Origin of the sequence: Aliiglaciecola sp. (assembly GCF_039982535.1) — a bacterium.
Lineage (GTDB): Bacteria > Pseudomonadota > Gammaproteobacteria > Enterobacterales > Alteromonadaceae > Aliiglaciecola.
This window is the reverse complement of sequence record NZ_JBDWYG010000010.1, coordinates 44,050-59,087: the sequence shown is the minus strand read 5'-3', so window position 1 is coordinate 59,087 and position 15,038 is coordinate 44,050. Positions and strand designations below refer to the sequence as shown.

Genomic DNA, 15,038 nt, shown 5'->3' with positions numbered 1-15,038 from the left:
ACTCATGCCAGCAGTACCTGGGGAGCCCAAAATTGCAGGGGAGGATGTTTTTGCTCCGATGCTAATAAATCCAAAAAGGTCTTCCTTGGTATCTCTTCACAGCCTAAAGTTGCTAAATGTGGATTTTGCATTTGGCAATCAATGAGCCGAACCCCGTTTTTTTTCAATAATTCCACGAGACAATGAAATGCGACTTTTGATGCATTGTCTTGACGGCTAAACATGGACTCTCCACAAAATACATTGTTGACAAACACACCATATAAACCGCCTATTAAGCGCTCTTTGTCCCAGACTTCAATGGAGTGGGCATAACCTGCTTGGTAAAGCCTCTTATAAGCATCAACCATTTCTGCGGTTATCCAGGTGCCATTGTCTTTGCGTGGAATACTAGAGCAAGCATCAATAACCTCATTAAAGCTTGTATCTACGGTCACCTTTGGAGTCGTTTTGCGGATATGTTTAAGCAAACTTTTGCTGCTTTTGTATTTTTCAGTGAAAAGTACCCCGCGCGGATCAGGGCTCCACCATAAAATAGGCTCACCTTCTGAAAACCACGGAAAAATACCTTGGCGATAGCTGTTCACTAAACGAGGGACACTGAGATCACCGCCAAAGGCAAGTAGACCGTTAGGATCTATTAAAGCATCTGATGGTGTTGGAAAGGTGAGGGAAGCGTCAAGCTTGTGCAGCGAAATCATGATTTATGTTCTCTTTAAAACAAGCTTGACGATAATGGCTTAATCTTCTAATGCGTCCAAGAATTTTTCTGCATCCAGTGCCGCCATACATCCGGTACCTGCTGATGTAATAGCTTGACGATAAACGTGGTCGCAAACGTCACCAGCAGCAAAAACTCCTTCTACACTGGTTTGAGTCGCATTACCTTCAAGACCGCTCTTAATCTTGATATAGCCGTCTTTCATATCCAACTCACCTTCAAATATATCAGTGTTCGGTTTATGACCAATGGCAACAAACAAGCCCATGATATCAATCTCTTCGGTGGCATCTGAGTTCACATCTTTAATACGAACACCGGTTACGCCCATTTCATCGCCGAGTACTTCATCCAGGGTTCTGTCTAGGTGCATCACCACATTGCCATTTTTGGCTTTTTCGAATAGACGGTCAGATAAAATCTTTTCACTTCTGAACGAGTCGCGTCTATGGATAACGTGAACTTCTGAGGCGATGTTAGATAAATACAGGGCTTCTTCAACCGCGGTATTACCACCACCAATAACCGCAACTTTTTGGTTACGATAGAAGAATCCATCACAAGTGGCACAGGCTGAAACCCCTTTACCCATGAATGCAGTTTCAGACTCCATTCCTAAATATTTAGCTGATGCACCTGTGGCTATAATCAATGCATCACAGGTATAAGTGCCATTGTCGCCTTCCAATGTGTAAGGACGTTTTGACAAATCGGTTTTATTGATGTGATCGAAAATAATTTCGGTATCAAATTTTTCAGCATGTTTCTGCATTCTCACCATCAGATCAGGCCCGGTTAATCCTTCTGGGTCTCCTGGCCAGTTTTCAACTTCCGTAGTGGTGGTGAGCTGTCCACCTTGTTGAATACCTGTGAGAAGCACTGGATTTAAGTTTGCTCGTGCAGCATAAACTGCAGCAGAGTAGCCCGCTGGGCCCGATCCCAAAATCAAAAGACGTACGTGTCTTACTTCAGACATAAATTGTTCTCCGAAAATAGTCAGGATTGAAGCAATCCGTCTGACCAAAAATTAAATTATAAAGTGCTTCTAAACATATGGATTTTTTAACTAGATTCAACGGTCAAAATTGTATTTAGATCAAATAATTTGTGATTTTAATTAAACTTAGTAAAAAGTTATATTTTATCTTCTCTTAAAGACAAAATAAATCGTGTTAGCTTTTAAATTATTTATGGAAATTTCACACGTTTGAGCCTTCAATAGTGGTGAATTTACCTATTCTACTAATTATTTTTGGTAAAATTAGTGATTAAAGATTATTCTTATAACCAGTAACAGATAATCAAACAGCAAGGATTCAAATGTCCCATAGTGTGACCGGAATATTTAAAGATGGTCAAGAATATATGAAAACTTGGCCAATGGAAAAGCAGTTAAACGGGCTTTTTCCTGAATATCGGGTAATTAGTGCAACTAAGTTGTCGATTACTATTATGCCGCCAATTGCTGTGCTGAGCGCATTTTCGATTATTAACTTTTACGGTGATAATTTCATACCCCAAGGTATCGCCATTGGTGCATTCTTTCTAAGTTTACCCATGCAAGGTCTTATGTGGTTAGGTCATCGCTCTAATCAAACCCTTCCTCCTGCACTACGTGCCTGGTACCAAGAAATTCATCATAAAATGCAACAACAAGGTGTAACCGTTAATCAACAACGGGCACAACCTCGCTATAAAGAATTAGCTAAATTATTGAAAACGGCATTTAAAGAGCTTGATAAAGTATTCACGAAACAATGGTTTTAAATGGTAATTAACCAACCATTAGGGTGCTTGTTAGGTTATTTCGACTAGTTGTTGCTGACACTTTCGGCAACAATAAATTTGCTGCTTTTTAACTACTTTATTATGTCTTCTCAGCGTTAGTTTTACGGTCCCACATCTGCATTGGTAGTCATACATCTTACCCTGAGTTTTAGTTGTGTCCATTTTATGTCTTACGGTTGGCGGCAGGTTGAATACCTTGCGCATAATGGTTTGCCACTCAACTCCGTGGGGCTTTACTCGGTTGAATTTTTGATAAGTAATGATGTGAGCAACTTCGTGGGGTAATACGGTTTGCATGAACTCGTCGAAATTGTCGTTTAACAAGGTGTTATTTAGTTTTATTAGGTTCTTTTGTAGATGCGCTGTTCCCGCCACATTTCCCCTTTGATTAAACAACAAAGTAGGAAGAGCAAACTTTTGTTTAAAATACACCTCTGCCATTTGCATACATTCGACTAGGCGTTGCTGAATTATTATTTGGTGTTCGGAGCTGCTCATTAACTGTGATTACATATAAGGTGGTTTACAGAAAGTAGGGAAAATGATTAATGGCCTATGTAGGCCATTAATCAGAGGTAGGATAATAGAGGTTAGTTTACTTCACAAGCTAAACAGTGGGCGTAGACGCCATTGGGATCATTTAATTTAGTCACTGCATCAACTTCTTGTACCAGTCCTTTAACAAGACCAGATAGTGCTGACTCTTTTTTAGCAAATGCGCCATGACCAATAGTAACTGAAGCTTGACCAAAGAACTCTTTCCAGAATTTTTCACTGGGGCTTAAATCGCGTTCAACGTATTTAGTTTCGTATTTTTCTAATTTAGCCAAACTCGCCGCTGCAGCAACCGCATCATCTAAATAACCAAGGTTATCTACCAAACCTAACTCTTTGGCTGTTTCACCGATCCATACTCTGCCTTGTGCAATATTATCCACTGCCTCAACGCTCATATTTCTCTCGGTTGATACTAGATTCAAAAACTCTTGGTAACCATGATTAATACTCATTTGAATGACTTGGCCAGCTCTAGGGTCTAGTGCTCGGGTAACACTTAAGCCTGAAAAGTCAGTTGTACCCACACCATCAGAGTGGATGCCAAGGTAATCAAGGGCATTTTCGAAGGTGACAAACATACCGAAGATACCGATTGAGCCAGTAACCGTGCTTGGGGCTGCCCAAATTTCGTTTGCAGCAGCGGATATCCAGTAACCACCCGAAGCGCCATAAGTACTCATTAAGGCCACAACAGGTTTGTTTGCCGCTTTTAGATTTTCAACTTCTTGGCGAATGATTTCAGATGCAAATGCACTGCCGCCAGGAGAATCCACATAAAGCACTACTGCTTTAACAGAGTCATCTAATCTAGCTTTTCTCAATAACGCTGCTGTACTATCGCCGCCAATGTCCCCCGGCTTTTGTGAACCATTTGAAATCGTTCCTTTAGCCACTACGATAGCAACATGATCCACATCAACTTGAGGGAGTTGGTATATGGGTTTGATTACTTTCAAATAGTTATTCAAACCTATTTGATTAAAGCTCTTTTTATTTTCATCGATACCGACAATATCAATAATTTCTTGTCTGATCGCTTCTCGAGTGGGCAGACCGTCAACCCAACCATTTTCCAGTGCGTAGGCCGCAAAATCGCCATCAACTTGTTCAAATTTAACCAAGAATTTATCTAAATCTTCATCAAAGTTGGTCACTGAAAGATTACGAGAAGCGGCTACGTCGGTTTTGTATTGATTCCACAATACAGATAACCATGCCTTATTGGCTTCTTTAGCTGGCTCAGACATATCATCACGGATATAAGGTTCTACCGCAGATTTGTATGTACCGACTTTAAATACATGGGTGGTAACTTTTAGCTTTTCCAATGCGGCTTTGTAGTAAGTGGGGTATCTTCCATATCCCTCAAACATCATGGCACCCATAGGGTTCATGTAAACTTTGTCAGCTTTACTGGCAAGGTAATACTGACTCTGGGTGTAATAGTCTGCAATGGCATAAACAGGTTTTCCACTTTCTTTAAAGTCATCAATGGCAAGCGCCACTTGCTTCATTTTATCCATGCCAACGTTGCCCATGCCTTGCAAGTGCAGAATTAATGTTTTAACACGATTATCATGTTTGGCATTTTCTAGGGCGAATAACACATCTTTTAGTAACACTTCTGGATTTTCAGGTTTTTGCCCAAAAGCTTCTTCCAAAAATTTGTTCATAGGATCAACATAGCGTTTCTCAATCACTATATCACCCTCAATATTAAGCACTAATGCCGTACTTTTAGGTACCAATATTTTGCCATCATCTTTCATCAGCATTGCGATGAAACCGATTGCCAAAATAATAAAGATAATATTAAAGAATGCTTTACGACAGAAATTTAAGACTGTCCATATTCCAACAAAAAACGATTTAGTCCAACTACTACCATTTGCCATATAGAGATTCACCTGAAATTATACAATGTACTTATCCTAACGAATTTTAATAATTAAGCGACAACACAAATGTAATTTTTTATGAATGAGTGGTCTTTTAGTTAAATAATGTTCAATTACAGCTCTGCTATCATAATTTTTTAGCTTTCAAAACTTTGAGGTAATTAAAATCACCCGTGAATTTCACTTTGCGGTTGCAGTCAAACTGCGAAGTTTGCATACTGATAATTCAAATTTGTTTTTACCATTGGGCTTATATGCAAGCGATTGACTTATTGTTAAACAGACGATCTCAACCAAGATTGAAGGGGCCAGCTCCTCAAGGACAGCAGCTTGAAACAATTATGCAAGCTGCATTGCGCGCACCTGATCATGCGGGATTAACACCGTGGAAATTTGTGGTGTGTCAGGGCAGGGGATTGATTAAATTAGGTGAGATTTTTGAAGAAGCAGCTATCAATGAAGGTTTAGAGGAAAACCAAATTCAGCGAGCGCCGCAAATGCCCCTTCGTGCACCTATGGTTATTGTGGCGATAGCCAAGTATTCAGAACACCCTAAAGTGCCTTGGATTGAGCAAGTTGCTTCAACTTCTTGTGCCGTTCACAGTATGCAAATAGCCGCGGTTGCGCAAGGGTTTGGGGGCGTTTGGCGAACGGGTTCTTATGCACACAATGAAGATGTGAAATGTGCATTTTTCTTGGAAGAAAAAGATGAAATTGTTGGTTTTCTATATCTTGGTACGCCGACAACAGAAGCGATGCCTGCACCTCAACGCAATAGTGATGACTATTTTGAGTTCTGGAATTAATTAAACACAAGTTACAGGTAAGCAACCGTTAAACACGTGTGCTCAAAAACAACAACGCCCCAAATTTGGGGCGTTTATTTTACGTTATCAATTTGTTCAGCTTAGAAAATGGTTTTACTCAACGGTAAATGTCATACCGGCTTTGGCAACTAATCGTTCTATCAACTTGTCACCCATAGCTGGTGCTGTTGTCCAAATCCCGCCTTTAACACTTAGGTCATCTTTAGCCAAACAGACGGCAGATTCAGAAATCATTTTCGAAGTTGTTCCGTATCCGGGGTCCATGCTGCCTTTTACCGAAACCGCTAATTTTTTATCACCTTCTTGAGCAGAGAAAACCACATCAAAAAATCCAGCTTCCCGTTCTTCTTTGCTTGGACCTTCTCCAGGTTTTGGTCCTTCGTCGCTGGCCATACTCTTGTCTGCTGCCACGTGCTCTGCAATAGCCTTACCTTTTTCACCAGGGCCGGTAAACATCATTTCATCGTAAACAAAGTCCTCACCATATTGATGGGCTAATAAAAAGTTTGAACGATGAATGTTGCGGGTATTAATCGCAGCCATAATAAAAGGTGCTGACCAACTATTGAATTCATCTTCATAAATAGGTTTGTTGCCTAAAGGCTGTTCAGCACCAGTGAAGCCTGGGGTCAAAGAAAATGGATTGAGTAATACCTGCATTACTGCTTGATCTTTTTTCGCAGCGGCCATGGTCGCTTGCAGACTGGCTTTGGTGCCGCCAGAAAATGTGCCTTTCATACCTCTCACCCGCCCTTTAACGCGACTAAAGGTTTGCGAAAAGTCTTGTTGCGCTTTTTGTTGCAAGAAGTACACGCCTAAATCAAATGGAATGGAATCGAAGCCACATGAAAATACGATTCTAGCGCCACTTTTTTCAGCTGCCGCTTGATGCTTGCCAATCATATCGTGCATCCAAGTAGGCTCACCACATAGATCGACATAATCAGTACCTGATTCAGCACACAATGCCACTAAATCGTTTCCGTATAATTGGTATGGCCCAACGGTAGTCAACACAACCTTAGTGCTTTGAACCAATGATTTAAGGCTATCTAAATCCTCTGAGTCTGCAACTATGCACTCAACCTCAGCACTCAGATTTAAGTTTGATTTTATTTGCTTTAGCTTGTCTAGATTTCTACCTGCGATAGCCCAGTTTAGCTCATCTTTATTTGTATAGGTTTTGGCTAGATATTCAGCTACAAGTTGGCCGGTAAAGCCAGTTGCGCCATACACAATCACATCGTAAGTTGTTTTCGACATCATACTATCTACTAATCATTTTCTAATTAAAGGAATAAAGATAGTAAACAAATTAACGCTAAATTAAGAGTTGATATGATTTATTAGCGACTATTGATATGAAAAATAGTTTATTGGCTAGCGGGGTAGTTATGGGAGGGTATTTAACAGCGTTAAATCTTCTTATGACGGAATTAAAAAAGGCACTATTACAAAAACTGTAATAGTGCCTTTTCCTATAACTCGCCTGTTAAGGTACAGTTACAATTTTAAAGGCGTTGGTAGAACCTATGGTTTCCATTTCATCACCGTAGGTCATTACAAAACAATCGCCACTTTCAACGATTCCTTTGCTTTTTAAAACATCAATAACGTCTTGTTTCAACTTTCCAGGCTCACTGCCTCGAGAATCGAAATAAACTTGTTTTACACCTCTAAACAAGGCCATAGTATTTAATGTTGACTCATGTCTTGATAAGGCATAAATAGGTAGAGAAGTAGTGATACGCGACATGATTTTGGATGTGTTACCACTTTCAGTTAATGCGATTAGTGCTTTAATACTGGCTAAGTGATTGGCTGCATAAACAGCAGATAAAGCCACTGTCTCGCTAACTGATGCGAATTTTTCGTCAACTCGGTGTTTAGAGATTTTGACGCTTGGGTGAGTTTCAGCTCCCTCACAAACTCGTGCCATTGCAGCAACAGTTTCCACTGGAAAATCACCAGCAGCGGTTTCTGCTGACAACATCACTGCATCTGTGCCATCTAAAACTGCGTTGGCTACGTCCATAACCTCTGCACGAGTTGGCATAGGACTGCTGATCATCGATTCCATCATTTGCGTTGCCGTGATCACGACTTTGTTCATTTGTCTGGAACGGGCAATCAATTTCTTTTGAACACCCACTAATTCTGCATCGCCTATTTCAACACCTAAATCGCCACGGGCCACCATAACTGCGTCGGAAGCTTGAATGATGTCATCAATGGCTTCATCACTGGCTACGGTTTCAGCTCGTTCAACTTTGGCACAAATTAGTGCTCTGCAACCTGCTTCTACTGCAAGTTTACGAGCATAATCCAAATCGGCACCGCTTCTTGGAAACGACACCGCTAAATAATCTACGTCCATCTGTGCAGCAGTTTTAATATCTTGTTTATCTTTTTCTGTTAACGCTTCTGCGGATAGTCCGCCACCTAAACGGTTAATTCCTTTATTATTCGAAAGCTTTCCACCCACAGTTACTTTGGTGTAAACCTTTCTGCCTTCTACTCTTTCAACCAGTAATTGAATTCGGCCATCATCTAACAACAATAAGTCGTCTGTGTGCACATCGTCGGGTAGGGCTTTATAATCGATACCCACAGCTTGCTGATTGCCATCTTCTTTACCCATTTCGGCATCAAGGATGAAAGCATCACCAATCTTTAAGGTTATTGGACCTTCTTTGAATCGAGAAACGCGGATTTTGGGACCTTGCAGATCACCTAGAATTGCAATGTACTTTCCTAACTTTTTAGCTACGTCTCTAACAATTTTTGCACGGTTAATGTGATCTTCTGCGGTACCGTGTGAAAAGTTCATACGAACAACGTTTGCGCCGGCTTTGATTATGCCTTCAATGGTCTCAGGGGTATCAGTTGCGGGTCCAAGAGTAGCAAGAATTTTAGTACGTCTTAACATAGAGTTTAGTGTCCGACTTTGTTTGTTAAAAAATAACCTGAATTGGCGAATAAAAAGCCGATTTGTCTTATTTCGGCCAATAACACCGCCATAAACTCAAGTTTTTGTAATTTTATTACAAAATAGTAGTGCAAAGTGACGTAAAAGTGAATTAATTTAATTAAAAAGTTAATGAATATTTAATGACACACAACAACCGCTATTCATCTCTTTTCTCAAATCTTGAACCTCTAAGGGTATCTTTTACGCGTTTTAGGTTTTCTCTAAACTTACCGCCGCGGCGCAAAGTGAAGCCTGTGGCAAGGATATCAATTAGGATTAATTGCGCGATTCTAGATGCCATTGGCATATACATATCTGTGTCTTCTGGCACTTCTAAAGATAAAACGAGGTTACATTCTTTTGCCAAAGGGCTGTTTTTAGATGTAATTCCCACCACTGTTGCATCGTTAGCTCTGGCGATATGGGCTATTTCAACTAAACTTTTTGTTCGACCTGTGTGAGAGATTAAAACTACTACATCATCTTCGGTGCTATTCATACAACTCATACGTTGCATCAGAATATCTTCGAAATACACCACTGGCACGTTGAATCTAAAAAACTTATTGAGGGCATCGTGGGCAACAGAAGCACTTGCTCCTAATCCAAAAAACGATATTTTTTGGGCTTGGGTGAGCAAATCGACAGCACGGTTTACCGTATTAATATCGACTGATTGTCTAGCAACTTCCAAAGATGCCATAGTAGATTCGAATATTTTTTTGGTATATTCGTCGGGTCCATCGCTTTCCTCCACATGTCTATTGACATAGGGGGTTCCGTTAGCAAGACTTTGCGCTAAATGCAGTTTGAAATCTGGGAAACCCTTAGTATCCAAGCGACGACAGAAACGGTTCACAGTCGGCTCGCTGACATCTGACATTTTAGCAAGGGTAGCTATACTTGAATGTATTGCTGTCTGCGGATTATCTAAAATTATATCCGCTACTTTTCTTTCAGATTTGCTAAAAACGGATTTATTTTGTGTTATTTTTTCAAGAATATTCATCAGTGCATAAATCTTATTGTTTTGTATTAATACGGTTTAAACGGCAAATATCACTCAATTAGCCGCTTTGTTACTGTAATTGTTGTAAGTTTTTACCAAATTAGCCAGCATTTTTTATAAACTTTGGTAAAATAATCATATTATTTGTAATTAAACAAGAGACGTAATGTGTTGTAATATTACAACATATAATGTTAAATTTTAGATCAATTGTCATAATAATACGTAATTCACGTGTTGTAATTACATTTTATTAGTGTTCATTCTTCTCTTTAAAGGTTATTAAAATGGTATTGGAAAATTCTATCGAACCATGTGATTTTGTCCTTTTTGGCACAAAGGGCGATTTAGCCCGCCGTAAATTGTTGCCAGCTTTATATCAATTAGAAAAAGCGAATTTAGTCCATGCCGACTCAATGATTATCGGTGCGGCCCGTCAAGATATTAGTAATGAAGAATATGTTGAAGATGTAAAAAATAGTATCGTTGAATTTAGTGGCGAAACTATTTGTGAAGAAACCTGGGAACGATTTTCAGAAAAACTAGAATACGTGTGTGTCGATATGAAAGACGTCGACAATTATCCAACATTTAAAAAACACATAGATAGTTCACGCACTATGGTGTGCTACCTAGCAACACCACCTTCTATTTTTGGTGATATTTGTAAAGGCCTACATAATGCAGGTGTGATCGACTCAAGTGTACGAGTGGTTCTTGAAAAGCCACTTGGCCATGATTTACAGTCTTCAAAAGTCATCAACGATCAAGTTGCTGAATTCTTCGACGAAAAACAAATTTATCGCATTGACCATTACTTAGGTAAAGAAACGGTGTTAAACCTTGTTTCTTTGCGCTTTGCCAACTCCATTTTTGCTACCAACTGGGATCATAATTGTATTGACCATGTTCAAATCTCAGTGGCTGAATCTGTTGGTATCGAAGGACGCTGGGGTTATTTTGACGAAGCAGGGCAAATGCGCGACATGGTACAAAACCATTTGTTGCAAATTCTAACTCTGATTGCAATGGAGCCTCCTGCGGTATTAGATGCCGACAGCATTCGTGATGAAAAACTTAAAGTACTTAAAGCCCTTAGACCTATTACCGCAGCCAATGTGCAAACTGATACTGTGCGTGGTCAATACGTCGGTGGCTTTGTAAAGGGTAAAGAAGTACCGGGTTATTTAGATGAAGAAGGCGCGAATACTAAATCTGAAACAGAAACCTTTGTTTCTTTGAAAGTTCACTTAGATAACTGGCGCTGGGCTGGGGTACCTTTTTACTTGCGCACCGGTAAACGTTTACCAAGCAAAACCAGTGAAGTTGTTATCTACTTTAAACGTCAGCCTCATAACTTGTTTGGTGAAAGTTTTGCGCAATTACCACCAAATAAACTCACTATCCGTCTGCAACCTGATGAAGGTGTAGAAATCACCGTAATGAATAAAGTTCCAGGATTGACTAGTAGTGGTTCGATGGACCTACAAAAGTCTCGCTTGAATCTAAGTTTCTCCGAAGAATTTAAAGACGATCGCATTGCCGATGCCTATGAAAAACTGCTATTAGAAGTAATGATTGGTAACCAAGCATTATTTGTACGCCGCGATGAAGTGGAACAAGCTTGGACTTGGGTTGATGGAATATTCCGCGCTTGGGGAGCAAACAATGATTTGCCTGAACCTTATCAAGCTGGAACCTGGGGTCCTGTGGCGTCAATTGCGCTCTTAGCGCGAGATAATCGTGCTTGGTATGAATCGCGTATAGGGAAGAAAAAATAATATGGCTTTAATTGAAACTAAGTTTTCTTCTGTCGAACAATTGAACCAAGATTTTTCTGCTCAAATAGCTGATATCTTAAAAGCAGGGATCGCCAAAAATGGTCGTGCAAGCCTAGCTGTTTCCGGAGGACGCACACCTGCTAAGTTGTTTAATCAACTATCCACTCAAACGTTAGATTGGGAAAAAGTTGATATCACGCTAGTTGACGAACGCTGGGTAGAGGAAAGTGACCCGGCAAGTAATGCAGCAATGGTGAAACGTGAGCTTCTAATCAATAAAGCGGCTGCGGCAAACTTTTATGGTTTGAAAACCGCAGAAACGGATGCTCGTAATGCAGTGTCTGTTTTAAATGAAAATCTGGCTAAAATAAAAACGCCTTTTGACGTGCTTATTCTCGGTATGGGTGAAGATGGTCACACCGCTTCTTTGTTCCCCTGTTCTGAGCAAATAGAGCAAGGGTTAAATACCAATATAGAAAGTGATTATATTGCAGTTACACCCACCACCGCGCCAAATCAAAGAATGTCACTAACCTTAAAGAGTATTCTCAACAGTGAAAATATCTTTTTACATTTAGTGGGTGAATCTAAAAAACGTATTATTGATATTGCAAAGCAAAGTGATGACGCCTTGGAAATGCCTATTCGAGCCGTCTTTAATAATACTGATGTGAAACTTATTTGGGCTGCTTAGGAGAACATATGAATTCTGTGATTCAAGAAGTAACCGAGCGGATTATCGAAAGAAGTCGACAATCCAGACAAAATTATCTTGATAAAATTGAAAGTGCACGCTTGCAAGGGCCACATCGTGGTGTTTTATCTTGTGGTAACTTAGCCCATGGATTTGCTGCTTGTAACACCGAAGATAAGGCTGATTTAACCAGTTTAACAAAATCGAATATTGCTATTGTATCGTCATATAATGACATGCTTTCGGCGCACCAGCCTTATGAAGCTTATCCGCAAATTTTAAAAGGCGCGATTCGTGATATTGGCAGCGTAGCCCAGTTTGCTGGCGGTGTTCCGGCAATGTGTGACGGTGTTACTCAAGGTAATCCTGGTATGGATTTAAGCCTGATGAGCCGTGACGTGATTGCTCTTTCAACTGCTGTTGGACTGTCTCATAATATGTTCGACGGTGCATTGATGTTGGGTATTTGTGACAAAATTGTCCCTGGGTTATTAATGGGATCATTGAGTTTTGGTCACCTTCCTACTGTTTTTGTTCCTGCTGGTCCAATGCCGTCTGGTTTACCCAATAAAGAAAAAGCACGGGTTCGCCAAATGTTTGCTCAGGGTAAAGTAGGGCGCAAAGAGTTACTTGAATCTGAATCAAAAAGCTATCACTCAGCAGGTACTTGTACATTTTATGGTACTGCTAACAGTAACCAATTAGTGGTTGAAGTGATGGGGCTACATTTACCTGGCTCATCTTTTGTTAATCCTGGCACTGATTTACGGGATGAATTGACTAAAGCTGCAGCCCGTCAAGTAACTCGATTGACTGATTTAGGGGATAATTACACACCTATTGGTCACATTGTGGATGCTAAAGCGTTGGTGAATGGTTTGGTTGCATTGTTAGCCACTGGTGGTTCAACTAACCACACCATGCATTTAGTTGCTGTGGCGCGTTCAGCTGGTTATGAAATAAACTGGGATGATTTTTCTGATATTTCTAACGCTGTGCCCTTGTTAACACGTATTTACCCCAACGGCTCTGCTGATATTAACCACTTTACTGCTGCAGGCGGTATGGCTGTGCTGTTCAAAGAACTACTTAGTGCTGGTTTACTGCATAATGATGTGAAAACTATCTGTGGTGAAGGGTTAGAACAATATACTAAAGAACCTACCTTGAAAGATGGTGAATTGACTTGGCAAGATGGTCCTGCTGAGTCGTTCGATGCGGAAGTAATTTCATCGGTTGCTAAACCCTTTAAACCCGATGGTGGTTTATCGGTATTGCATGGCAATTTAGGCCGAGCAGTCATGAAAACATCCGCTCTACGTGAACCCCATTGTAAGATCAAAGCACCCGCCGTAGTGTTTGAAGATCAGTTCGAATTGGCGGATGCCTTTAAAGCGGGTGACTTGGATAAAGACTGTATTGTTGTGGTTCGCTTCCAAGGCCCAGCAGCCATTGGTATGCCAGAATTACATAGTTTAACACCACCACTAGGTGTGCTGCAGGATAAAGGCTTTAAGGTTGCATTAGTTACCGACGGTCGTATGTCTGGTGCTTCAGGAAAAGTGCCTGCTGCTATCCACGTGACGCCAGAAGCCTATCATGGTGGATTGCTTGCCAAAGTTGAAAGTGGTGACTTAATCGAACTTAACACCGAAACAGGTGATATGAGTTTATTGGTTGATGCTGAAGTGCTTGCCAAGCGCAAAACCAAGGTTGCTCAAACTGATAAACACCAAGTGGGTATGGGGCGCGAAATGTTCGCCTCAATGCGTAATTCATTAACAGGTGCAGAGCAAGGCGCTTGTTCTTTGTTCGCTGGTTCAGGTAATCAACATGACCTCTAAATTTGTAGCTGATGTTGGCGGCACAAATATTCGTATTTGCCAAGTTGACGGCCATAAGTTACTGAACATTAAAAAGTACTTATGTGTTGATTTTCCAACTATAGAAGATGCGATTAAACATTACTTCAATGAATTTCCAGATATTGAATTTAGTTATGGCTGTATCGCCATTGCATGTCCTGTAATTGGTGATTGGGTCAAAATGACCAATCACACTTGGGAGTTCTCCATTGAACAATTAACCAAAGGTTTATCCTTGACCTGGTTAGGGGTGATTAATGATTTCACCTCGGTGGCGCATTCTTTACCTGTGTTGAAGGACGAACAAAAAGTGCAGATTGGCGCAGGTGCACCAAAATTAAATGCCAATATTGCGGTTTTTGGCCCAGGCACTGGCCTTGGGGTAGAACACCTAACCTTTACTGATAAAGGTTGGAAAGCACTGGATGGCGAAGGCGGACATGTTGATTTTGCTGCAAATGACGAAAATGAATTTGCCATTTGGCATTATCTAAAAAAGAAATTAGGACATGTTTCTGCCGAAGAGGTTCTATCTGGCCGTGGGATTGTACATATCTACGAAGGGTTGGCAGAGAAAAATCAGCAAGCGGCTATTTATGCTGATCCAGCCCAAATTACTGAAAAAGCACTATCAGAAGAATGTGAACTCTGCGTGGAAACACTGCAACAGTTTTGCAAGATTATGGGTAGTTTTGCCGGTAACTTAGCGCTTAATTTAGCAACGCATGGTGGCGTTTATATCGGTGGCGGTATTGCTTCTCGTTTTGTTGAATTTATTAAAAGTAGTAAGTTTCGTGCGCGTTTTGAAGACAAAGGACGGTTTAGGCATTATGTCTCTAACATTCCAACCTACATCATTATTGAACCTGATCATGGTTTACTAGGCGCAGCTGCCTATTTACAACAGAATTATAAGGGGTAAACAT

At 40.5% G+C, this 15,038-nt stretch carries 13 protein-coding genes; 6 read left to right on the top strand and 7 right to left on the bottom strand.

Features of this window, described 5'->3' with window-relative positions:
- Positions 1-2: 2 nt before the first annotated feature.
- On the bottom strand, positions 3-701 hold the full coding sequence (gene aat, locus ABJV04_RS01985) for a leucyl/phenylalanyl-tRNA--protein transferase (protein ID WP_348489432.1): 699 nt from the start codon (positions 699-701) through the stop codon (positions 3-5).
- A 39-nt stretch (positions 702-740) separates the two neighbouring features.
- Positions 741-1,697: a thioredoxin-disulfide reductase gene (trxB, locus tag ABJV04_RS01980; protein WP_348489431.1), complete on the bottom strand. Its 957-nt coding sequence runs from the start codon at positions 1,695-1,697 to the stop codon at positions 741-743.
- 344 nt (positions 1,698-2,041) lie between these two features.
- Between trxB and yfbV the strand changes: the two genes are divergently transcribed.
- Entirely contained in the window at positions 2,042-2,488 is a 447-nt protein-coding gene (yfbV, locus tag ABJV04_RS01975; protein WP_348489430.1) for a terminus macrodomain insulation protein YfbV, read from the top strand.
- Positions 2,489-2,518: 30 nt separating this feature from the next.
- Here yfbV and ABJV04_RS01970 read toward each other — a convergent pair whose 3' ends face one another.
- Together ABJV04_RS01970 and sppA are read right to left on the bottom strand one after the other, a co-directional pair.
- Complete coding sequence (locus ABJV04_RS01970) at positions 2,519-3,007, bottom strand: SprT family zinc-dependent metalloprotease (RefSeq protein ID WP_348489429.1); 489 nt, start codon at positions 3,005-3,007, stop codon at positions 2,519-2,521.
- 92 nt (positions 3,008-3,099) lie between these two features.
- Entirely contained in the window at positions 3,100-4,962 is a 1,863-nt protein-coding gene (gene sppA, locus ABJV04_RS01965) for a signal peptide peptidase SppA (RefSeq protein WP_348489428.1), read from the bottom strand.
- 257 nt (positions 4,963-5,219) lie between these two features.
- On the opposite strand from sppA, the gene ABJV04_RS01960 reads away from it, so the two are divergent.
- Positions 5,220-5,771 (top strand): NAD(P)H nitroreductase, encoded by a 552-nt coding sequence (locus ABJV04_RS01960; protein WP_348489427.1) that lies wholly within the window; start codon positions 5,220-5,222, stop codon positions 5,769-5,771.
- 114 nt (positions 5,772-5,885) lie between these two features.
- On the opposite strand, the gene ABJV04_RS01955 is transcribed toward ABJV04_RS01960, so the two are convergent.
- From ABJV04_RS01955 to ABJV04_RS01945, 3 genes are all read right to left on the bottom strand, one after another.
- The gene (locus ABJV04_RS01955) at positions 5,886-7,058 is read right to left on the bottom strand and encodes a saccharopine dehydrogenase NADP-binding domain-containing protein (RefSeq protein ID WP_348489426.1); all 1,173 of its coding nucleotides are present in this window, start codon (positions 7,056-7,058) and stop codon (positions 5,886-5,888) included.
- Between the two features lie 226 nt (positions 7,059-7,284).
- A complete protein-coding gene (gene pyk, locus ABJV04_RS01950; RefSeq protein ID WP_348489425.1) occupies positions 7,285-8,721 on the bottom strand; it encodes a pyruvate kinase in 1,437 nt (478 codons plus the stop codon).
- 199 nt (positions 8,722-8,920) lie between these two features.
- Positions 8,921-9,772 carry a MurR/RpiR family transcriptional regulator gene (locus ABJV04_RS01945; protein ID WP_303473998.1) on the bottom strand — a complete coding sequence of 284 codons (852 nt, stop codon included), beginning with the start codon at positions 9,770-9,772 and terminating at the stop codon, positions 8,921-8,923.
- Between the two features lie 287 nt (positions 9,773-10,059).
- Here ABJV04_RS01945 and zwf point away from each other — a divergent pair, with 287 nt between their 5' ends.
- Genes zwf through ABJV04_RS01925 form a run of 4 tightly spaced genes read left to right on the top strand, consistent with a single transcriptional unit; the run spans position 10,060 to position 15,034 of the window.
- Positions 10,060-11,553, top strand: coding sequence for a glucose-6-phosphate dehydrogenase (gene zwf, locus ABJV04_RS01940; protein ID WP_348489424.1), 1,494 nt, complete (start codon positions 10,060-10,062; stop codon positions 11,551-11,553).
- A 1-nt stretch (position 11,554) separates the two neighbouring features.
- A complete protein-coding gene (pgl, locus tag ABJV04_RS01935; protein WP_348489423.1) occupies positions 11,555-12,247 on the top strand; it encodes a 6-phosphogluconolactonase in 693 nt (230 codons plus the stop codon).
- 8 nt (positions 12,248-12,255) lie between these two features.
- Positions 12,256-14,091, top strand: a complete 1,836-nt coding sequence (gene edd, locus ABJV04_RS01930; protein WP_348489422.1) for a phosphogluconate dehydratase — start codon at positions 12,256-12,258, stop codon at positions 14,089-14,091.
- The gene (locus ABJV04_RS01925) at positions 14,081-15,034 is read left to right on the top strand and encodes a glucokinase (RefSeq protein ID WP_348489421.1); all 954 of its coding nucleotides are present in this window, start codon (positions 14,081-14,083) and stop codon (positions 15,032-15,034) included. Before edd ends, ABJV04_RS01925 begins: the two co-directional genes overlap by 11 nt.
- Positions 15,035-15,038 lie beyond the last annotated feature (4 nt).